Annotated in this window: 21 protein-coding genes; 3 read left to right on the top strand and 18 right to left on the bottom strand. The window is 54.3% G+C overall.

What is annotated here, in order from left to right; all coding sequences use genetic code 11:
• Positions 1–54: 54 nt before the first annotated feature.
• The 17 genes from GSQ86_RS22030 to GSQ86_RS21950 all read right to left on the bottom strand — a co-directional run bounded on the left by GSQ86_RS22030 (position 55) and on the right by GSQ86_RS21950 (position 17887).
• Positions 55–336, bottom strand: coding sequence for a hypothetical protein (locus GSQ86_RS22030; RefSeq protein WP_158752291.1), 282 nt, complete (start codon positions 334–336; stop codon positions 55–57).
• Positions 337–338: 2 nt separating this feature from the next.
• Entirely contained in the window at positions 339–581 is a 243-nt protein-coding gene (locus GSQ86_RS22025; protein WP_158752290.1) for a hypothetical protein, read from the bottom strand.
• Positions 582–636: 55 nt separating this feature from the next.
• On the bottom strand, positions 637–2952 hold the full coding sequence (locus GSQ86_RS22020; protein ID WP_158752289.1) for a hypothetical protein: 2316 nt from the start codon (positions 2950–2952) through the stop codon (positions 637–639).
• A 49-nt stretch (positions 2953–3001) separates the two neighbouring features.
• On the bottom strand, positions 3002–3982 hold the full coding sequence (locus tag GSQ86_RS22015; RefSeq protein ID WP_158752288.1) for a hypothetical protein: 981 nt from the start codon (positions 3980–3982) through the stop codon (positions 3002–3004).
• Complete coding sequence (locus tag GSQ86_RS22010) at positions 3979–4467, bottom strand: hypothetical protein (RefSeq protein ID WP_158752287.1); 489 nt, start codon at positions 4465–4467, stop codon at positions 3979–3981. Before GSQ86_RS22010 ends, GSQ86_RS22015 begins: the two co-directional genes overlap by 4 nt.
• A 17-nt stretch (positions 4468–4484) precedes the next feature.
• Entirely contained in the window at positions 4485–4886 is a 402-nt protein-coding gene (locus GSQ86_RS22005; RefSeq protein ID WP_158752286.1) for a hypothetical protein, read from the bottom strand.
• A gap of 51 nt (positions 4887–4937) precedes the next feature.
• On the bottom strand, positions 4938–5561 hold the full coding sequence (locus GSQ86_RS22000) for a hypothetical protein (protein WP_158752285.1): 624 nt from the start codon (positions 5559–5561) through the stop codon (positions 4938–4940).
• 72 nt (positions 5562–5633) lie between these two features.
• Positions 5634–6602, bottom strand: a complete 969-nt coding sequence (locus tag GSQ86_RS21995; RefSeq protein WP_158752284.1) for a hypothetical protein — start codon at positions 6600–6602, stop codon at positions 5634–5636.
• 76 nt (positions 6603–6678) lie between these two features.
• Positions 6679–7086, bottom strand: a complete 408-nt coding sequence (locus GSQ86_RS21990) for a hypothetical protein (RefSeq protein WP_158752283.1) — start codon at positions 7084–7086, stop codon at positions 6679–6681.
• Positions 7086–7703, bottom strand: coding sequence for a hypothetical protein (locus tag GSQ86_RS21985; RefSeq protein WP_254062552.1), 618 nt, complete (start codon positions 7701–7703; stop codon positions 7086–7088). The genes GSQ86_RS21990 and GSQ86_RS21985 overlap by 1 nt, the downstream gene beginning before the upstream one ends.
• Before the next feature lie 52 nt (positions 7704–7755).
• The gene (locus tag GSQ86_RS21980; RefSeq protein ID WP_254062551.1) at positions 7756–8997 is read right to left on the bottom strand and encodes a phage portal protein; all 1242 of its coding nucleotides are present in this window, start codon (positions 8995–8997) and stop codon (positions 7756–7758) included.
• 107 nt (positions 8998–9104) lie between these two features.
• Complete coding sequence (locus tag GSQ86_RS21975) at positions 9105–9938, bottom strand: DUF3037 domain-containing protein (protein ID WP_158752282.1); 834 nt, start codon at positions 9936–9938, stop codon at positions 9105–9107.
• Positions 9939–9968: 30 nt separating this feature from the next.
• Entirely contained in the window at positions 9969–10841 is an 873-nt protein-coding gene (locus tag GSQ86_RS21970) for a HipA family kinase (RefSeq protein ID WP_216841253.1), read from the bottom strand.
• A gap of 91 nt (positions 10842–10932) precedes the next feature.
• The gene (locus GSQ86_RS21965) at positions 10933–12444 is read right to left on the bottom strand and encodes a terminase (protein ID WP_158752281.1); all 1512 of its coding nucleotides are present in this window, start codon (positions 12442–12444) and stop codon (positions 10933–10935) included.
• On the bottom strand, positions 12434–16669 hold the full coding sequence (locus GSQ86_RS21960) for a glycosyl hydrolase family 28-related protein (protein ID WP_158752280.1): 4236 nt from the start codon (positions 16667–16669) through the stop codon (positions 12434–12436). The genes GSQ86_RS21965 and GSQ86_RS21960 overlap by 11 nt, the downstream gene beginning before the upstream one ends.
• Positions 16670–16869: 200 nt before the next feature.
• Positions 16870–17265, bottom strand: a complete 396-nt coding sequence (locus GSQ86_RS21955) for a hypothetical protein (protein ID WP_158752279.1) — start codon at positions 17263–17265, stop codon at positions 16870–16872.
• Positions 17266–17434: 169 nt separating this feature from the next.
• Positions 17435–17887, bottom strand: coding sequence for a hypothetical protein (locus tag GSQ86_RS21950; RefSeq protein WP_158752278.1), 453 nt, complete (start codon positions 17885–17887; stop codon positions 17435–17437).
• A 695-nt stretch (positions 17888–18582) separates the two neighbouring features.
• On the opposite strand from GSQ86_RS21950, the gene GSQ86_RS21945 reads away from it, so the two are divergent.
• From GSQ86_RS21945 to GSQ86_RS21935, 3 genes are read left to right on the top strand one after another with little or no spacing between them, the layout of a single operon-like run.
• Positions 18583–19296: a helix-turn-helix domain-containing protein gene (locus tag GSQ86_RS21945; RefSeq protein ID WP_158752277.1), complete on the top strand. Its 714-nt coding sequence runs from the start codon at positions 18583–18585 to the stop codon at positions 19294–19296.
• A gap of 60 nt (positions 19297–19356) precedes the next feature.
• Positions 19357–19581 carry a hypothetical protein gene (locus GSQ86_RS21940; RefSeq protein WP_158752276.1) on the top strand — a complete coding sequence of 75 codons (225 nt, stop codon included), beginning with the start codon at positions 19357–19359 and terminating at the stop codon, positions 19579–19581.
• 7 nt (positions 19582–19588) lie between these two features.
• Positions 19589–20617 carry a Gfo/Idh/MocA family protein gene (locus GSQ86_RS21935; RefSeq protein WP_254062550.1) on the top strand — a complete coding sequence of 343 codons (1029 nt, stop codon included), beginning with the start codon at positions 19589–19591 and terminating at the stop codon, positions 20615–20617.
• A gap of 52 nt (positions 20618–20669) precedes the next feature.
• On the opposite strand, the gene GSQ86_RS21930 is transcribed toward GSQ86_RS21935, so the two are convergent.
• Positions 20670–21548, bottom strand: a complete 879-nt coding sequence (locus tag GSQ86_RS21930; RefSeq protein WP_158752275.1) for a DUF4292 domain-containing protein — start codon at positions 21546–21548, stop codon at positions 20670–20672.

The raw sequence follows: 21548 nt of genomic DNA, 5'->3' as shown, positions 1-21548 counted from the left end.
TCAGAAAATCACACGGAATTGCGCTCAGGACGGCAGACTCATCGCTCGAAGTTATTACAGCTTAATGCCGATGGATCCAGCGAACTGAACGATCGCCGGCCATACTGTTCTCAGATCCTGAATGGTAGTGGCATCCAGCGAAAGATTCAGCGGGTTCGCCACAACGCTGTTTATGTCGCCAATCGTTTTGGCAACGGTGCCCAGCAGAACGCCAAGAGCCGCCACCACATCGGGCGAAACTTTGCTGGTTGCTGCTTTAGCGCCACTCACGAATTTGAGGACATCTTCGGCAGCTACTTCAACGCCGTGTTCCATTCCGAGTAATATGTTCGCCATTTTTATGCTTTCTCCTTATTTGAAAAATCGGTATGCGGTTGACCGGACACAGGCCCGAGGGCGCGATCCAGATTTGCGGCTAAGAGATGGGTAAAACGGTAGAGCCACGCGTAAAATCCGACGCTGTTGGCCGCAGGCGGGCTCATTGCGCTTACCGCAGCCGAAAAAATCCAGAGCGCACCCGCGCCCGTCCAGAAGGACTGCGCAGCGCCGCCAGTCCAAAGCCCCACGTGTGGGAAGCTCATGATCGATGCACCTTTATTGTTTTAGGATTGAATGAAAAGTCGGTAATGAGTTGCTTTAGAGCGGTACGTTGACGAAGATGGCGCTCGAAAAACGCGAATAATTCGGTGGTGTGGAACCGTCATACATGCGCACGTAATATTGCTCTATTGCAGCTTCGCGAGGAATGGTGAAGTTGCTGGCGGGGCTGCGCAGCACGAGATCAGAATCCGTTCCCGGACCGAAAGACCAGTCGCGCCGCCGCACCTCGAAACCACCGCCCGGAGGCGGCGTTGCACCCGCACTGATTTGAATTTCACTGCCGGTAATCGATGACGGATTCAGTGTCAGCAGATTAGCCAGCGGCTCGACCGCCTGTGGTTGCTGCGGCAACCATGCGTCCGCAGGTACGGTGGAAGAGGTTTTGATTGCGAGCGCATCCGCCCAGTCGTTTGCAAAGCGAATGGTGTACTGATTCATTTGTGGCACGGTGCAGCCAATATCGACCTGTACACTGCGCACAATAAGATTCGCACTCATGCTGGCAGATGTAGAGCTCACCGCCAGAACGTCACCGGGCCAGATGTCGCCCTGCGCTTCCATGTTCCAGCCTGTATAGGTTCCCGTCCATGCGGCTGCGCGGCTCGATGACAAGCTGAGTAACGCGGCGGCCGCATTTTCACAGTCCACAGAGCTTATTGCCTGGGGATTGGTCACAGTGCCGAACCAGCACGCGGTGGACGGAAGCTGGGAAGAGTTTTGTGGTGAGACGCTGGTATTGTTTGCCTTTCTTGCCACTGCGCGCCACTTGCTGCGATAGGAGACGAACACCAGCTCCCCGGCTTGCGGCACGCTGGTGGGATAAAAGCGAAGTTTCCCGGTTCGCTCAATCTTGCAGTCCGCTCCTTGTGCTGTCGTGCCCAGGCGTCGTGTCATCACGTTGCCACCCGGAGGAATACTTGTCACCCATGCAGGGCCTTCCTGGATTACATCCACACTGCGAATCGTACAGATAAGATTTGTGCTGTTTAATAGAGCAAAAGTACAAACCGAAGGAGTGATTGCTAGCGATCCGTCATACAACACCACGGGTGTCGCATTCACGCCATTCGTGGTGTCTTGTATCTCGAGTACGACATTTATCCCACAAGGAGTAGCCGTGCCGCCCCAAAGCTGCAGCCCGCTATCTCCCATTGCATAGTAGGCCTGTAAAACACGCTGCATCTCTTTCGCATACAGCCGCGTGCGCAACGTGTAAACATGGCCCGCAACCGGAGAAAATGAACTGCCTGCGCTAAGGCCGTCAATCAAAGGCGAGATCAGCGAATTTCCGCTGTTCTGAAGCACCTGAAAGCCGGCAACACAGTCTGGGATATTGATGTCGCCCGCATAAAGTCCGCTGATCACGCCCGTGCTGCCTGCACTGATAACCACGCCGTTCGCCTCGATCACCAGCGATCCGCCAAGCTCCAGGTCGCTGTTAGCGAATAGAGTGGTTTCTCCATCCAGCCCATTGCCGCCCGTGCAGGTAAGCCCATTCGAGGTAATCGAAATATGAGTTCCCGTATCCTGTAACTGCCATAGTTGCATATTGACAGCAGGCGTCTGAAAGAGATCCGACAGCGGATGCGTCTTCGAAGAGGTAGGAAAGAAAGGCACCTCGGTTAAATCAAAAAGAACGGTTGTACCATCGCCCGCGAAGACTTCGGTGATATAAGCGCTCGGTTCCTCCTGTCCACAGACAGTCACGTCGTTGGCCAGCATCTTCACCATGGAAGCCTGTAGCTTACTCACCTGCAGAGTTCCATCGCTTTCGCTGAGTGAATGCGTGACATCACCTACGGGCGCCATCGTTAAGCCACCGGAAATGACGCGATACGCATTGCCTGAGCTGGAACCGAGAAGACCGACATTGCCGGACCATGCCTCTCCCGGCTCGGCAACAAACCTTCCCACGACACCTGTCGCCTGGGCGGTGTTATAGGTAAAGCGCGTTGGATCCACGATGCCAGTGAGCATTTGCGCGGTCTCCCCTGCAGGCAGCGCAAAACGTGAGGTCGCTTGTGAAATGCCCTGCATATCCAGCAGCACTTCGTCACTTATCGCCGAAACGACCGCTTCGTATACCGGTCCTTCTGTGCCTTCTCCAGCTTGTATCAGTGCAGGTTCGCTGGCCACATATCCCGTAAACAAGATAATGCCGTTGTCATCGCTCACGATGACGCGTGCAAGGCGCAGAGGCACGGACATGTTTGAAGCCATTGGCAGCAGCGTAAAGCTGCATGTGGACGGCTCGTTTAACTGTCGTTGGATGCGCAGCGGAGCCTTTGCCATCACAGTCCTGGAGTAATTCAGCGGACCGTTCCCGTCCAGATTATCTATTGTCAGGATCATCAGATTGATTTCCTCAGCGCGCAAAAGGTATTACAGAGCTCATCAGCACCTAGATGAGCGTCATAGTGCCAGGAAGAAAGCTGCGAAAGCACACCACATGCTCACCATCGTTGCTATCGGTGACGGGAAGCGCGCGAAAGCTCGCATCGAGCGAGATTCGTTCGAGTGGTGCTGCGAGGGCATCGCCGCTTTCCGCCGCTCCCTGCATCGCCTGCAAGCGTGGATAGTGGAAGATCACACGGTCACCTTGTTCCCCCGGCAAAACAAAAACCGCAGACCATTCCTGAAAAAAACTTCCGCCCTCACGATCCACAAACCCGACGATCGGCTGTACCTTCATCCCAGGCGCGGGAGCACCTGCGAGCAACGGTTGAGCAAGTTGCAGACCGGACGTGTTCACCTGCGACACACGCGCGACGTTAAATGTAACCCTGCGGATGTAATCAGGATCATTGTTGACGCCCGCCGCGCTGCGCACATACGCCGCGGAAACTCCGCTGCCAACAAATCCTGTTTGTCCTGCATAGTCCACATCGACTACGACTAAACTACCGGGAGAAAATAAAGCTGTATCTGTTGCATTCAAAGCGATGCTGGTAGCCGTGGAACCCGTTTGGGCACTGACTGCCGCAATCCCCTTCGTCCCGGAGCCGTTGGCGCCGCTGCCGTTCAGCGGCTGGATAAGATTCATATGTTGCGATCCAGCGGTAAGCGCCATCGTCAGCTTGCTCCAGACCTTAAAGCGAAACGATAACGTCGCGCCCGTGGTCTCGCGAATCTGATATTGCGCAGTGCTAGGCAAACCGCTGTTCAGCGCGTCAATCGCGCTCGTCGATTTGCGAGCGAAATTCTCGATCCATCCGAGATCGATCCATGGGGCAGACGGCGCATCAAGCAGGAATCTGCCTGTCTGCGACGGATCAAATATGGATGGGGTCTGATGTACGCGATCCACTGGCGCAAAATAGGCGCGCACCCGGCGGCTGATGGTTGGCAGCATCGCGTAATTTGTAACTGCGTTCGTGCTCATAATTCGCCTTGCTCCTGAAACGCAAATACATTCACCTTCGCTATACGAGCCATGCGCTCACGCGATACCGTGAGCGCGCCGAATTGTGCGCCTGGCCAGAAAACTCGTGTCTCCATAGCCGCTGCCGGAGCCTGCGTGTAGTTCATCTTTTGCGCGCAACCAGGCGAAATGATTGAAAGCAGCTCTGCATCCATCTCCTCCATCGCGCGGCCTCGATCCAGGCCAGAGTTGGGCTGTGTGCCGCCGGTCGTGTAGTGAATCTCGCACGTCATCTGTGCCAGAACGCATGGCAATTGGGTGTCAGTTTGAAGCTCCGACCAACGCAGTACGAAAACATCTCCCGGCATTTGCGCGACAACTCCCTCGGCGTCTTCCACCATGATTCCTGGTCTTTGCACGCCACGCTGGATCATCACCCGGCCCGGATTGAGTGCGGCCAGCCGGTTTCGCAGCGTCACATAAAATGTGTCTATTGCATTTTGCATGGTAGCCTCACAAACGTTTATGGAATCGACTGGAGTAGCGCATGCGATTCACGTAACAGAAGTCGATACAAATACACCTGTCCCAGGGATTCTGAAACAGAGCGGGACTCTATCAGAAACTGTCCATCGTTGATCTCCACCCCTGCGGCGCTGTCGAAGAGCGCATCCGCCGAAGTAAATTGCAACGCGCTTACCTGTTGCTGCACAGAAGAAGCAGAAATCAACAGCTCATACAGAGGCGGTCGGCCCTCCTGCATCGTGGCACGCGCTTTGCGGAAGATCGCAGGCGACAGCGAAAGCAGCTGGAAATTCGGAGCATCGATTCCGACCTGTCCCGCGTCGCTGCTGTCGCCAGTCGCAGGCGCTACCAGGAGAGACACTGCTATACCGCCGCCCGCCCGCAGTAGCGCATCTGCCATCAGCAAGGGGCTCTGGTTCGCGTTTCTAACGCTAAGATCACTCCCCATAATTCACCCCAGCCTGTTCGCGACCCACGGTTTCAAAAGACTCTCCACCGTGCCGTCAATCAATGAATTCGAAAAATACTGCATCTGCATTGTGTCGATCTTGCTGCTCTTCACGTTCAGACCAGGAGTCGCCTGCGCGTTCTTCACGATCAGCGCACATGCCGCCATCACCGAGTCGGGAATGGTGCTGAGGCCAGCTGTATATGTCACTTGCACTTCGTTGTAAGGAAGTCCCAGGACGTTCATTGGAAAAATCAGTTCGCCCGTTTCCGCAACGAAATCGACAGCAGAAGGATCAAGCTGCGTCCATGCACCCGGTAAAGCAAATGCCCACGCAATCTCCTCTTGCATCGGATAAATCATCTGCCCTCGACGAGGCCGGGCATAACGAGCCTGGATATTTACAAAAGGTGAAGCGGCTGGCACAATCGGCGCCAGTGGAAGATAGCTCAAGCGCACTGTCTGCGATCCCGCAGTCAGTCGCAGCCGCTCTACATACTGCGTAGGATTCAGACTGACACGCCTGCAATGGCTATCAATCAAGGCCGACGCCACCGTGACCCAGTCATCAGTGGTGTCCGACGCTAACCCAAAATTTTCGTAATCGGTCGGCTGCAAATAACCCATAGTCATCTCCGCGTTAGAAAAAGAAATGGGCTGGTCGTTTAAGACCAGCCCCGTAATCAAAACAAATTCAGACTAGCGGTCGACCAGCACCTGGTAATGTGCATAGTTTGCGCCCTTCACTACTACGCCACCGAACTTCACCGCGACGTATTGCGAAGCAAGCGATCCTGGAACACCCAGCTGGAAAACTCGCGGAGTCGAATCACTCAGCCAGTGATACTCGATCATGTCTTCCGTCACGATATACGCCGGAAGTACAGCCGAGCCCGAGCCGGGAGTTCCTGAATAGCTCAATGCCCAGTCCGGAATCAACGGCAGATCTCCAGCCTGTGTCGAGAGCGTCTTCACGGTGAAGCCGGCATTGATCTCACGCGTATTCAGCACGACATTGAAGTCGGTCTTCATCTCGCGGTCGATCAGGTCCAGCAACACTGGATTGGCATAGATGGCCGTGGGACGAACAGCGAAATTGCTGCTGGCGACCATCTGCGCAATCGTGGATTTCAGACCGTCCACGATGCTGGATGTGGAACCGATCATCGTGGTGTTGCCACCGGCAGCAATCTGTGAAGCGACACCGTAATACTGCGCGGAAGTTGGTGTGCTCAGCGACGTGTCGTTCCCATTCCACAGCGCGATGTCATGCGTGTGCAGAACGCCCTCTACCGTATCGACCAGGTCCTTGGCCTGCAGATATGCAAACTGCTTCTGCTGCGTGCCCAGTTCAATATCAAAGAGGTTGTAATTGAGCTGCGCCACAATCGCTTTCAACGGCACGCTGCGCTCTACACGCGTCGGGCTCACAATGGGCGCGACGATGTTGCGCGGATCGACAAAGCCAGCCGCGCCCGGAGACGGAATCGCGGTCTCTTCAAAGAAACGCGAAGGATGGCCCGTAGCCGGAACCTGCTTGATGCGCTGTCCGAAGATGCCGCGCCGCCGAACGATGTCGGTAATCTCCGTCTGGTAAAACGGAACCTCAATTGCGCCAGGCCCGATGAAATCTGCAGCTGCATGAATGTCATAAAAATTTGCGTTCATTCCATTCCTTCCACCTGATTTGCAGGTTGTTTTTACTTCATTTTGGAAATCGTGATGGCTATCCGGCAGCAAAGGGTTACTGCGTCAGCAATCCGGCGCGCAACAGCTGCGACTTCACCGCAATACGCTGCTCCACGTTCAATCCTGTAAGAGCCGCGTCCAAAGCGCCGGCCTGAATCGAATCCACAGTCGACAATCCCTGCTTGGCCAGCAATTGTGCTGTCGAAGCGGGCAGCGTCTGACGTGCGGCAGTCGCGCGGCTGCCCGATGCACGAAGCTCAGCAATTTGTTGCTCCGCAGCCTCGAGCTTCAGCCGTAATTGAGACAGCTCTTCCTGGCTATCGACGGCCGCGGTCAGCTTTTCCACAGCGCCTGCAGATCCGCGTTGTTCCAGCAACGTTACCGTCCGCTCCAGCAGTTCCGCCGCGGCTCCGAGTCGCTCAATGCTTTCCCCCAACGAAGCAAACATATTTTCTGTTTCCATTACGCTTCCTTCCTCCTCTGTGTTTGACCAAAAGATTGATCTTTGAATTGCCAGCGAGAACGAGTAGCCGTTCTTGTCTCGCTCCATCCTTTTGCGGATACGCTGCTTCTGCACCGGCCAGCCGACAGCCGAAAAGAAGTATTCCCATACGCGGCTTTTTCCCGCAGCAAAATGGCCGCACCCGTAAACGTTGCACGCGTCAGAGTCCAAACCTCCGCATACATGTTCGCCATATGCGCATTGGCCAACTCATATGACATGCCCATATTTCCAGCCGTGCTCGTATTCAACTGCTCCACTACTTCCGGAAAATCACGTCCAAATAGGTAACCGCTCACCCGCAGCTGATTGCCGATTACGTCAGCCTCGGTGATGATGCCGCATTTCACTCGCGCATCGTGGGCATCCCACTTCGGTGCATAGTCCACTGCCATTCCCAGCAGCGACGGCAATGCCGCACTTGCTGCCTCACGGGTAAGAATCACTCTGTGTCCGCGAGCACCCGATGGAGGTCGCGTGCTCGCCTCATCGACCGCTGTAAGTACACCTTCAAACGGAACCCGGTTCGGATGGTCCGCGACCTCCGGCATGGTGATCGCCATTGCTTCCAGTCTCATGTCCTCTCCATCCCTCTTGTTGAAATACCGCCATGCTCTTCCTGACTGCCCTTTACCTCCCTTCTCCCGCGATCTCTGTAGTCTGGGCTAATGCAAGCGGAGCAAGTCCTCGCATCGACCGGACTTCATTGACGGTCAGCACTCCAGCAGCCAGCAGCTGTGTCTGTATCTGCAGCTCGGTCAATTCATCCGGAGCATCGAGTTCGTTAAATACAAACTCGAACTCGCGCCATCCCAGCTTCTTTGCAAACAGATCCCGAGTCAGATGCTCAGCGAGTAACTTCGCTAACGGAACCACCGCGCTCCGAAACGCTTCATCCGCTTGCTCTGCGGCAGTCGACCGATTCACTTCGCGTTCGAGGCCCAGCAGCATTAGAGGCAGCGAGAAGGCGTTTGCGATCATGCGAATCAGAAACTCCTGCCAGTTAAGCCGCAGATCGGCATCCGTTCCGCTGGCAAAACGCAGCACTTCCGGCTTCTGCTCCGTACTGAGAATTGGAACGCGTCCCGTGCCTTCAATCTCGTCCTGCCACCAGCGAATCAGCCGCTCGTGCTCCATTGGCGTTGTTTCATTCAGCCACAGCGCATACTGTGCCACCGCGTTGCTCGCCAGGTTTCCAGCAAATCGGTGTGCTGCAAGGAATGTATTCACCGTCTCGAAAGCAACTTCCAACGGACCCAGGCCAAATGGCGTATGCGAGCGCGGGTTCATCCGCATATAAATCAGCTGATCGTCCCGCAAAAGCACCTGCCCGGTGGCTCCCGGCATTCCCGTCGTCTGCGCATATCGGATCGAATCAGCTTTGCCATCCCATTTCGGATCGATCTGAATCGTCGCTCCATCCACGGCCCACAGATCGAAAGGTTTCTGAGGATCGCCCGTTAACTCCATCTCAATCGCGCCGAAACCACCAACCAGCGCGTCTTCCAGCGCCTGTTCGATGAGTGTGCGAAACGAATCAGCCGGATTCGGCTCCTCCAACGCTTGCCGAAGAGCCTGCATACGCTCCTGAACATCTGCGACATCCGCAATCGAAAACCCTCGCTTCAGCCGAATCTGCCAATCGAGGCTGGCGATGCGATCCTTCAGCACGTTGATCGCCCTGCGAACCAACGGCGTTTCAGCAAACCTTCTCAAATTCACCGGGGTCGGCTTCGGCAGCGCATTCGAAGGCATTCGATACGGCGTCAGAATGGAAGGCAGCGCCAACGTTTTACGCTGCGCAACCCGAGCCTCTGCCGCTGCCACGCTTACTTCTTTGCGCCGCCATAGTTTTTGAACAGAATTCTTCACCGTCAATGTCGCCTCCAACTCTTGTCATGGCTAAAAACAAAAGGCATGGCTTAGCGCCATGCCTTCATCTACCCTCAAACTCAGTCAACCTGCCGCGGCCCAGCCTCCTAAACCCGAAGCTCCGTCTGTGCGACCTCAGCTATTCGAGGCAGATCATTCGTAGTCAACACCCGAATCTCCTCCGCCTCCATCGTTTCTACTGAAAACCTGTACTGCTCCATGCGTTCTGCGTCATCCCGATCGGAGCTGACCTCCGCAATCGGCTCGACCACAGCGGTTAATTCGAGCTTCGCATTTTCAACGCGGGCCACCCCTTCGCGAATCGCCGCCACGCTGAAGGCCAGCACCTTTGGCCATTCCGTGTCACTCTCCAGAGAAACAGCATGAAACATACGAACAACGCCATTAGGCCGATACCCGCAGTCAATACGCAGCGGATCGCCTGGCTTTGTGTAACTCGATACTGCAATTCGCTTCCGCATCAAATCCCAGACACCAGCCCGCTCAAACTGCGATCGCATTTTTGTATGGATCGCCTGCCTGCCGCTTTTGCGCGCTACCGTCTGCCGCTTTCGCGGTTCCACATACAACCGCATCAGCTCTTCAACTCCGGCAACCAGAGACTCAGCCAGGTAGGCCTTTGGCTCCGTAACCTGCAGAGCATTCGAGAAAGAATCCTCCAGCACGTGCATGAGCGGCGGCAACCCAGCCTCCGGATGCGCCAGCCGTTGTCGCAGCTCGCTCTCCAGGCTCTCCAGCATGGCGACATCCACATCAGGATCGATACAACGCACGCGCGCCCACTCTTTCGTGAAAGTCACAGTCATCTGCTCCGGCCGCTCCGCATCTCGCAGCATAACGCCGATATTCACAAACTCGTTTCTCACCGGGTCCGGTACATACCGGACGAGGTAGAAATTGCATTGTTTCCGCGCGCTCAATCCTGAATCACCTGAATGTCACCATCACAATTACATAATCGGTCCACGTACAGTATCGGCCCATCCCGGCTCCGGAAACTGCCCTGCCGTCACATTCGCGGGCGGCTTCATCCAATTTGGAAACGGCTCTCGTGACGATTCCCGAAAGAGCGTAATCAGTTCCCCGATCCGCTCCCGTCGCTCGAGCAATCGTTCGATCAGCATCTCCATCTCCGTCAAGTCGCCGCCATACCACTCCGGAGGTACAGTCTCCGCAATCGACCATATCTTTTGCGGATCAAGCTCCGTCACCCGATTCAGCCAGGGCTCGAAACTATCCCAATTTGTCACGCCTCTATAAACAAGGTTCCGTGCATAGACGCCACGCAGCGGAGCATCCGCAAATTTCCATTCCCCGGCATTAAAACAATATCCCTGGTCAATAAAAGTCGCTGTGTAGCGTTTCTCCCTCGCTCGTTTATAAAACACAGCCTGTCGTCCATTCGAATTGCAGGTCCATTTGTCGATCACCAGCATTCCGGCAAACTCATCGAGATTCTTGACTTCCATCAGCCTTTCCTCAGGCAGATAGTCGATCGTCTGGCCCGGCATCAGTCCGCCAACCAATCGTGATCCAAATTGCAATCCCGGCCGACAGCGTTCCTGCCTCTGTCCGAAATCGAGTGTCATCTCATCAGAATTCTGAATCAGCCAATCCGTTACTTCAACCACATCACACGCCGGCACACTCAAGCCAACAGCCTCTGCCAGCCGTGTAGCCAGCAGCTCATTCGCAAGTACCCGTATATGTTGCGGATTATTCTGAAACTTCACCACATACGGATTTCCATCCGACGCCAGCATCAGATAACTTTGCGCCCCGCCCCGCATCCGTCGAATCGATTGTGTCGCTAGTACTGCCAACCCGCCTCCGCTTCAATCGGATTGTACCTTGCCGTCCTTCATAAGGCAGGTATGCCATCATTCGCGAAGTAGAAGGCTGATATGCCCACACTCATCGAAACAGGTATCGCCCCTGCAATTCTTCCCGCACACAAAGCGCCATCGCCATGGCCATCACGCAGTCATCATGCGCGCCTGCGCTCGCGCTGACCTTGCCGCTGCGATGCCGCACAAAGCTGCGGCACTCCTGCAATAGCCGCCGGCTGAAGAAGATCCCCGGCGTCTCAACCAGGGCCGCGGCCAGCTTCCCCAGCATTCGCGGCCGATGAAGGACGGAAGTCAACCAACCATCCTGCCCATCCTGCTGATAAATGAGTGCATACTTACTCACACCCTGCAGATAAGCCAGCACCCCGGACCCATGATTGTTGCGTTCCACCACAATCCAGGCCTCGTTGTACTCCGTCGCCAACCGCGTCGCTTCCTCCGCCAGTTCGAGCGGCGTAAGACGTGCCTGCAGCTCCGCGCATTGCAACCCTGTTGCGATCTCCAGGATCTGCGCAACAGAATAATCGCCTTCGCTGCCACCTCCCGCAGTATCTACTGCCACCAAGTACCGCCGTCTACGTATCGGAGGAAACCAGATCTGCAACTGCCCCCCGAGGCGCTTCGCTATTGGCTCCGGAAGCTCCTTTACTCTGGCATCAAGCGCCAACGTATCGAAGTAGCAACTCCCGCTGCTGAGAAAGCATTCCGTAGCATCTTCCGGATACTCCTGTTTCGCCAGCCCGCGAAAACCCGCCGCGATCATTCTGCGAAAGCCAATCTGCTCCAGCGTTAACCCATGCCGCTCGACCAGCATCCGCTCTGCATTTTGCAGTGATTCCTCGTTTACACTCGCATCGCGATACGCATCCTCCCACCACCAGGGAAAGAAGTGCTTTACCATTCCAGTTTCATCAGCGCGATTCCACTCATCCCAGAAGCATCCTTCCGCCCCGTTAGGCGTAGACTCCAGAACCAGTTCACCCTGTTGAGGCATGGTTGCCCGCAAACCCTGCAGCGTTTCCGCCGCATTTCCGGGCCATCGCGCCACCTCTGAGCAGTGCAGGTTATGCACCGTAAGCCCACGTCCTGCGTTCGTGTCACCGGCTGTTTCCACCCGATACTCACTATCCAGTGCAGAAAAAATAATCTGGCGCGAGTTAGCCCTTGATGTGCGCAGTGTGTCCTCACGGAGCCATTCGGGGAGACTTTCCAGAAACCGGTGAACGATCCTGAAGATCGCCTCTGCAGCCTCCTGCGTATGCGCCACCTGCAGCGTCGTAGTGCCCGGTTTCGTAATCGTCTTTAGAAAGAATCGCCCCGCAACCCAGGTGCTGATGCCCATCTGCCGCGACTTCAGCACGATATTCGCTCGCCCCCGTCTCCGTTCAAATTCACATTGTGCGCGGTTCGGCGAAAATCGCACGATCCGCCCCTCACGATCTCGAATTCTCAAAAGCTGTTCGGCGAGAAAATGTCCGGTGACGTCACCTATCGGTGGTACTGCGTCATCCAGCGTACTTCCCAATCGAATCAACTCATCAAGATCAATGCAGTCTTCCAGCAGCTTAGTATGCATACCAGTTTGCATCCGGACCACACAACAGCGTTCGCGCTCCTGGCGACGTGATCACTAGAGATTGCGTCGGCGTACCAGCCTGGTAATGAATCGGCTGAGAAGAACTGGCTGCAGTTACAGTCACAGCATACGGGGTCGAATCAGATTTAAGAATCGTAAACTCTTCACCCGTAGGAGAAGCCTTGTCCGGCCATGCCGTGTAACAAGTAGGCAACGTAATCGTCTGCGCCCCATTCTGCGCATTGGCAATCACATTCTTGTTAGCAGCCGTAAGCATCAATGTAGAAGATGTGTTTATCACAGTCGAAAGCGCAATCCCGCCATCCGATCGCACTGTTCCCTGATAAGTAATGTTGAAGAACGGATTCTGTCCCGCGATATGTCCCTCGAATAAGTCCGTCTGATACCCGTTATAAAGCTGAGCGGAATATGCTTCGTAGTTTGAAGTGGCCGCCTTCGGAGAGGCCCAAACCGTCGCTACTGCACTGTTGCCTGGAGCGTTGTTCGAAGCCCCGCCGCCGGTAAATCCGGTCGACGTCTCGGGCTCTAAAGCCTCGGCATAGTTGCCACACCCTGTCAGGTGATGCACGCTGGCAAACGTCGGCGGAACGCCGGAAGCCGAAGCATAATTGATCCAGTTCACCGACGATGACATTCCCAGGCAGCCGATATCCGCGATCTCCATGCCATTTGTAACGAAAGCAGATACATATGCTAGATTCGCCGCCGGAAAGCTAGTTAAGTCTGGCCACTGAATATGTCCGCCATGAAACGAGCTCCCATTCGCTCCAACATAGAACGCTGCAATCGCCGGGCTGTCTGCATAAGTGTCCGTCCAGACGCTGCCCGCGCCACCCGTGTCATAGATCACATAATTCGTCGCATAAGAGGCATTCACCGCCGCCGCGCTGGATGCTGTGTTACTGCACGGACCCATGGCGCAGGTATATGGATAGCCAAACCCATGCACCATATAGCCCGTATTTCCTGTCCCTTCGTTATAAACGCTCGCTATCTGCGCATTCCTTACCAGGACCGTATCCATATGGCTGTCGATCGCCGTCTGTTGTATATGAATTCCGTAAGCTGGCCGATTCGCAGGAGTAAAGGTAGAAGCGTTGTAGCTGACCGTCACATTTCGCAGCAGAAAACCTGCCTGATGCCCATTGGTCGTGCTTTCTTCACCCAGCAGAACGCCTTCCGCCGAAGTATCATTCACCGTGACATTCTCTACTAGCAAACCACGGAACCACTGCAGCTCCAGCCCGTGCGTGGCATTCTGATTACCCAGTATTGTGAAGTCTTTGAAGATACATCCCTGAGGTTGCGCTGTATTTCCCAGAAAGATAACATCGCCGCCAAGGTTCGCTGAAATAGTCAGAGTCGTTGCGCCTACTGTGGCATCAGCCGCATTGCTTGCACCACCGGAGCCTACCAGGTTCACGCAGCTCCCATTCGTTGGTTCCGTAAGTGTGGAAGTTACAGCAAATGTTCCGGGACTAAGCCTTACAGTCTGATTGTGTCCTGTGCTGCCGGCAAGATTCAGTGCAGCGTTCCATGCGGCGTTCACCGTGGCATATGTACTTCCATCCACCGTAATCTCGCCATTCATGGATGCAGCCGTAAGCGCGCCGCCGATTTTTGTCGCTCCGCTCACGCTCATATTTGCCGTGGCATTGCTCTGGCCCGTAACGGTGAATGCACCTACCCATTGCGTTCCGTTCCACATGTCATATTCATAGCCAGACTGACTGGCATACGTCGGTGAGCCTTTAAAGCAGACTCGGTTCAGAGACTGCGAAGCTCCTACCGGCGGAGTATCAAACCAGCAGTAACTGTTCGCGAATTTAGTACCCACCATCCAGCTATTTCCCAGCTGACGAAATTGCTGTTCATATCCTGTATAAAATCCATTCGCGGGAGCCCAGACAATTCCTAATCCCGGAACCGTTACAGTCGGCTGCGCCGTTCTTCCATTTGCATACGTCGGTACCGTTAAGTAAGAGCCTCCTGTGATCGTCGAAAGCTGCATACGCGATGAGGAGCCGACGATCTCCGCCGTTTCCATTGAGCCGGTTGGAACATAGTAGCCGCCATCAAAATTCAGGTTCGGATAACGGTGTACCGCAATCTCGCCTTGGTGCTGATAAGAACCGGAATACATCTCGACATTTTTCATCGTAACCTTGGCCGATGAATAGCCATCGAAGCCTTCGAGCGGACCACCGGCCGGATCAATGATCAAGCCATCCGGCACCGGCCCTGTTACGATATCTGCACACGTCAACGCACCGGTTTGATTGCAATTATCCGTGTATCCGCTTCCCGGCGGCTGAATCGCTTCAACATGCGAATCCTCTATGTCGATCGCTGCATGTTGCGTAGCCGGTCCTTCTTCCACAATCGATCCTGCTGACCAATCGGCATTGCTTACTGTTGATCCAGATAAGTTGCGCGCAATAATGTGAATATTTCCGTCGCTGCTGAAACCTCCTACCTGGATGACTTCGAATTGACCGCGCTGAATATTGAAGTTGTACTGTGACGGCGCAGTGCTCCCAGAGAGGAAATCCTGCGGCATGATGACATACGTCACCACCGATCCACTGGCCATGTCATTCGCAGACTCAAAGTATTGAGGCATCCACGACACGTCCGCAACACTCGTGACTGTGCTGCCCGGTGCCAACTCGCCGGTGAGTTGTGTCTTCTCCAATACGCCGCCATTAATGTTGATGCCCGCATTCAATCGCGGTTCGTTATTGTATGGATAGCCTTCGAGATAGAAGTTCCTTATGCTGCCTGATCCGCCTATGCGAAAACCGCTCATGTACTTGAGCGATTTGATCGATCCACCATAGAAGCCATAGTTCACAGCCTTTGTGATCGTAATCGCTCCATGTGGATCAGGATTTACCGGTGCAGGCCCTCCGCCTGGTCCTTGATTAGCAATAGGATAAGAGTGAGCAGGGCAATTCACGCCGTAGCAGTAGTATTCTTCTCCGTAATGCTCCGTAGTAGCGCCAGCTGTTATCACCTGCGTGTTGTAGAAGTACGTCTCGTTGATGTCGCCAGAGAGGATGATTGGCCAGCGTACAGATGAAATCGTCAGGTTATCGGATCGGAAACGTTCACTATTTCCGTTAAGCTGTAACCCTCGACCCCCATGGTTCGACATTACGAGATTGGTGATATGAAACTGTATGGCAGCATCCACCTCCAACAATGCTCCCGTCGTAAGGTGTCCGCTGCCATCCAGTTGCAGATCCTGAATCTGCCCGTTGCATTGCTCAGTACCAGGGCACGTGGCCGCGTAAACAGTAAACAGATTCGTCGGGCCGGAAGTAAGCTGCAGAATACTAGCCTCGCTGCTATCCCCTTCTATGCACAGATTGGCAGGGATTCTTAGCGTGCTGCTCACTTTGTACAGGCCGGCTGGCACATAAAGGCAAGGCGTTGCGCCATTGCTTCCTGCCTGCGGATTTCCGACAGCAAATGCGATTGCCGCTTGGATCGCTGTCGTCGAATCGTTCGTCCCGGTAGGGTCGGCGCCACCTGCAAAATCCGGATGCCGGATGTCCACACGTGGTAGTTTTGTCATCGTGTTTGGCGTGCGCAATGTGCCGGTCATGTTGCCGCCAGCCAGAGGCACAGCTGTCTGCACAGCCTGATCAATGTATTGCTTGGTCGCTGCCTGATTTGCGGCTGTTGGTGAACTAGAAAGAACGAGCGGCCCGGTCATCGAACCGCCGGTAATTGCCACGTAATTGCCACCTAGTGATGCAATCGACGCATCCACATACTGCTTCGTCGCGTCCTGCACCGCAACCGTCGCAGGTTGCAGGTGGGCACGCACCGATACGATCGAGGCACTCGCCGCCGCCGGAACTACCCAGTACTCTTTATTTACAGTGCCGTCACTCAGATGATAGATCGCAGTGTAATAGCTACCCGCCGGCGAGGCTCCCGCATTCGGCGCCAGATTCAGACTGACGAATCCGTCCTGACCAATAATTACCGTCTTGCTTCCTGCGGCAACAGCCTGGTTATTGGCTGTTGAAAATGCCGGCCACTCAACAATCAGCGTGCCGGTAGCTACGCTTCCGTCAGCGCGATAAACCTCTCCCTGCACAGTGGTCGTTGTTATCTGCGCATGAATGCCGGACACAGCTGATACCAGCAGTACGACCCATATCGCATTCGTCACAAGCCATCTCTTATTCACCTTCGCTCCTCATCGACCAATCACAACAACGACAATTGTGTGAGCCATGTCTCGTCTTTTAGACATGAATCGAGCCGCACCTCGTTGTCGAGATGTTGCGCATGTAGGCGCCAAATCATTTACTTTGAAAACTATTCAAGCAGCAGGCAGATATTTTTCTAACTCACGCTCAGTTACTGGCAAGTCCAGAAGGCTTATATCTACCGGGGTGCTCTTTCTGTATCCTGCTTGGCGATAGCGGCATTTGCCGCCTTTTCTTTATTGCGTTGTTCAACTGCTGCCAGCAGCATCTTGCCCAGGCTCGGCGCGTTGCGGCGTCGTTTGGGAGAAGCCGAAGCTCGTACTTCTTCTTTAACACCGCCTAGATCAAATAACAGCTTCGTATGTTGAACGCTGCCCTGGCTTGCATGGTCCGCTAACTTCTCAACTATCGCTTCGTACTTCTCCCCAATCGCTGTCTGGGCCGTTTTCCTGAAATGTCGAGGTTTAGTGGCCCTTCTTTTTCTGGGCTCAGGATTCTTTTCCGCTTCCATAGTTGCCGGCGTAGCATGATCTATGGCTTCTGCTTTATTCGAATTGTCTGTTTTCTCTGTCATGGCCAAAAGAAAAAGGGAGGCGATTTCGCCTCCCTTTGATTTTTCTTTACTCTTATTCTTAGAATATCATTTTAAGTGGAAATACTCTGCCAACTTTCCTCTACTTTTATTTCCTGTCGATTGAAACACTTAGATAAATTTCCACAGTTATACCCTCTTGACAGGATTTCTAAGACCTAATTTCAAGCATGCCTAGGTCGAGAAATATCTTCGAAAGTAGATCGATAGTATCTGCATACTTCCGAATCACTGTACGAACACTTTGTCCCATAAGTTGGGCGGTTTCCTCCTGCGTATATTCCTGTAGCGCAATGCGTGCGATCAGTTCTCGTCCAAAAGGGTCAATTCTTTTCAAACATTTCTCGATGTCGAATAGAAAGATCACTGCGTCCTCAAAATTGTGCATGCGGTAGCTCGTCGCTTTCCCGCGAAACACATAATTCCCAATCAATGACGGAATGCGTCCCGTTTGCAGCGACACGAGCATGTATCTGCGCAGCAGAAGCTCGGTGCGCTTCCTGTAGAAGGCGATGCCATCGATTGGAACTTTTGCGGAAACCGGTTGCTGTCTGGTTGCCGCGGATTCGGCCCATACGTAGGGAAGAGTCAATACGGCGCTCATAGTGTCCCTCCCGCCAAAGCACAGTGGTTTGCCGGCCGTCGATGCTTTCGCGGTCGCCCAGGCGATCGCCTTGATCTTGGAGCGGGAAACGCTCGCAGCTTGGTTGAGCACATTGCGCAATAAACTTCGTTCAACTCCTGGGAGCGGAACCAAAGGCTGCCGCACCCCTCACAAACTTTCAAATTCACGCGCTCAAACGTCATTATTTCTCCAAGGCAATACAAAGGCCCGCAGCGTTGTTTTTTACAAATTACGTCTGTAGGCAAAGCGGAGTAATCGCAGCCAGCATGCTTTTTAGCTGCTGGCGGCACGCATTCCTCTTGTCAGTAGGAATAGGAAGGGAGATGCAAATCATGGGGGTAATAAAGACCGCGCCTTCTCGTCTGTATGCTCATTAACCATTGCACCTTGGGCAATATCCGGTCGTCGCGCAGAACATGCGCGAAAGCCCCATGCATGGAGGACCGGGAACCCGGCCTCCAAACGTGAATGGCAGAAAACCCAAGATGACTGGTAAAAGTGAAACGAATCTATCTGTGCCAGGGTGAACCGGTCAATCCGCCTTCCAATGCAAGCCTTCTGCCTGCTTGGAGACAATACAAAGACCTCTCCGTAATCAAAAGAAAGTGGCAGAGTAACTTTTCTTTGAGCTAACTCATCGTGCAAAGGTGTATAGCTCAGAGAAAAATTTCCACATGAATTTCTCGCAGCTACATGAGCAACTCCGCCGCGAACTCCTGCGCCGAATCGCGCGCGGTTCGCTCAGCGGAACGCTGCTCGCGCGACAGACAGGACTGAAAGCTGCGCATATTTCCAACTTTCTTCATAGTAAGCGCCGCCTCAGTCTCGACGCCCTTGACCGCGTCCTCTCAGCACAATCGATCGACATTGAAGACCTTCTCGGGCATTCCGCGGCAGGCACCACCGACTCGCCAAAAAAGAGCCTTTCTCCAGCAAATCGCGTTGCTCTGGTATCTCAATCCGTTGCCATGAATGAGTCAGAAATCAGACCCAGTTCTATTTTGGAACTCATCGAGCTGCCTTCCGGATATCTGGATCACCTTCGCGTGCGGCGTTCTCACGACCGTCGAACCTGGGAAAGATTCGTCGCAGTGCGCGCCAGCTATAGTCAAGCTGAGCCAATGACGCCCGCAATTATGCCGCATGCCATCCTCATCCTCGACCGTCACTACAACTCGCTTGTTCCTTATCGGCCTCCGGTACCGGCCATCTATGCTGTCCGCTTCAACAACGCTATGCAGTTCCGTTATGCAACATTGCATGGGAATAGCATTATTCTGCGTCCCCGCGCCTTCGAGCATCCCATCGACCTGATTGAAATCGAATCTGAAGATCGTCGTCCAGACGTCATAATCGGACGAGTGTGCGCCAGTATCTCTGAGATCTGAGATCGTCGCCCTCTCACGCCTGCTCGAATTTTGGTAGCATCGCGTCGGAGGGGTTGTTTCATGGATCAGCCAACAACTCCGGTGAACGTTTCTCGCCGGAATGAAGATATTGCTCTCGATCTGCTTAAATTTATCGCCACTACTGCGGGAATAGGCCGTACCACCACAACGTCTCCCGGCTTTGCAGGCGCAAGCGCGTCCAAGCCCGAGGAGCAGGTGACGCATCTGCTTGAACTTTATTCGCGCTGTCTCCGCACGGTTGAGGGGAAGGGAGAAGCGCGTTAGCGCTGCTTTGCCAAAGGCGGATATATCGAACGTTATCGTCTGTGGTGCAGGTGCATTCGGACGGAATCACCTGCGTATCTATCCCGCGCTCGAGGAATCTGGCGTCCCCGTCAGGCTCACCGGCATTGTCGAAACTGACCAAAGCATGGCAGAAACTCTCCGGCTGGAGTGGAATCTGCCGGTCTATGGCTCAATTTCAGCCTGTCTCGTCGATAGAGATGCTGGCCGGCTTCAGGTCGACGCTGCCTCCGTATGCGTTCCCACGATCAGCCATTTTCCGGCAGCCTCTGCCCTGCTGACTGCCGGAGTCGACGTACTGGTCGAGAAGCCGATAGCCGCATCCCTTGAAGAAGCCAGCCAGCTTGTAGCACTGGCAAACCAGCATCAACGCATTCTTCAGGTAGGCCATCTGGAACGCTTCAATCCTGCGGTGGCAGCCGTCATTCCGCTGCTGAACGGGCCCATGTTTTTCGAGGCCCATCGACTCAACGTCTTTAGCCCACGTTCGCTCGATGTGGACGTTGTACTCGACCTCATGATCCACGATCTCGATATCGTATTGACGCTGGCGCAATCTCCAGTAAGCCAGGTGCACGCCGTGGGCCTTCCCATCCTGTCGTCAAAAGTGGATATAGCGAATGTGCGCATCGAATTCGAATCCGGCTGCGTAGCGAATTTCACCGCCAGCCGGGTCAGCACCGAGCGCGTCCGTAAATTGCGCTTCTTCCAGCCGCATCAGTACGTATCCATCGATTACGCCCGTCAGGATCTGCTGGTCATCAACGTAGACCCCAGGGCGGCCTCCACACCGAGTCCACAGTCCTTGACTGCCGGCCTCAATATGCAGAAGCCAGTGGTCACGCAGGGCGAGCCTCTGCGACTTGAGATCGAGTCTTTTCTGGAGAGCGTTCGCAGCCGCAAGCAGCCGATCGTTACGGGAGAAGATGGACGCAACGCGCTGGCATTGGCATTGCAAATCACCAGTGCAATCGCCGATCACGCGAAACGCGCTGGGTTAGATCGCTACACGCTGTAGAAGAAATCTGCTGGTCAACAGCAATCGCAAAATTAACCAGAACTCGAAGCGTTTATTGCAGCTTCTGTATCTGCGTTCCATTAGGAATCGCCAGTTCAAACTGGTTATCCGGCAGCGGCTGGTTGACCGTCACCTGCTGAAAGGTAATCACAATCTGGTATTCCTCAAGCGGGCGCTTGATCGTTATACTTTGAGGGAAACGGAAATCACCAAAATCCTGATAGGGCCCATAGACAGCTTGTGTCTGGATATTCCCGTCTTTGTCATAAATGTCCTCGCCGCTCGGAAGCAGATCGATGCGGCTGACATGGATGACGCGCTCCGGAATGAGAACGCTACTGTTTGAATTTTGTCGGAAGACTCCGAGGGCATATTCCGGCTGCAGCAGGAGTTCTTTTTGTTTTGGATCGACTACCGTCTTCGAGTCCGTGGTCAACGAGAGCAGTTCATCGCTTCCGATGCTGTGAATCAGCAGCGAATCGAAGAATATATAAGGCCGCATATTTTCGAGCGCCTTCGATGACGGCTTTCCGACGGTATTTGGTCCTTCAATCGCCTTATTTTCGTGCGGAATCCATAGCTTGAAAGTCGAGCCATCGCTGGCCAGATCGAAGGCGCGGGTACTGAGAACCGGAAGCAGCCCGAGGACACGCAGCATTTCAGGTTTGCGCAGTCGGATAAAGCCGCGGAACGACGTGTAGTCAGTGATCTTGCCTTTTTGAGCGCCGCCAACCGAGGCCTGAAACGTCACGGTCGCGCTTAGCGTCTGCACCGCGTCATATTGCTTGTTAATACTGCTGACAAGCTGCTGCGCATCGGCAGACATCACCAGGCCAGGCATTTTCGGCTGCTGCAGCTTATGGGTATGGCTCAAGCATCCGGTCAGCGCCGGCAGGCACATCGCTATTGCTCGAAACCAAAACTTACGCAT

This window comes from Acidobacterium sp. S8 (assembly GCF_009765985.1).
Lineage (GTDB): Bacteria > Acidobacteriota > Terriglobia > Terriglobales > Acidobacteriaceae > Alloacidobacterium.
The sequence above is the reverse complement of the archived record's forward strand: the minus strand, read 5'-3'. Positions and strand labels throughout refer to the sequence as shown.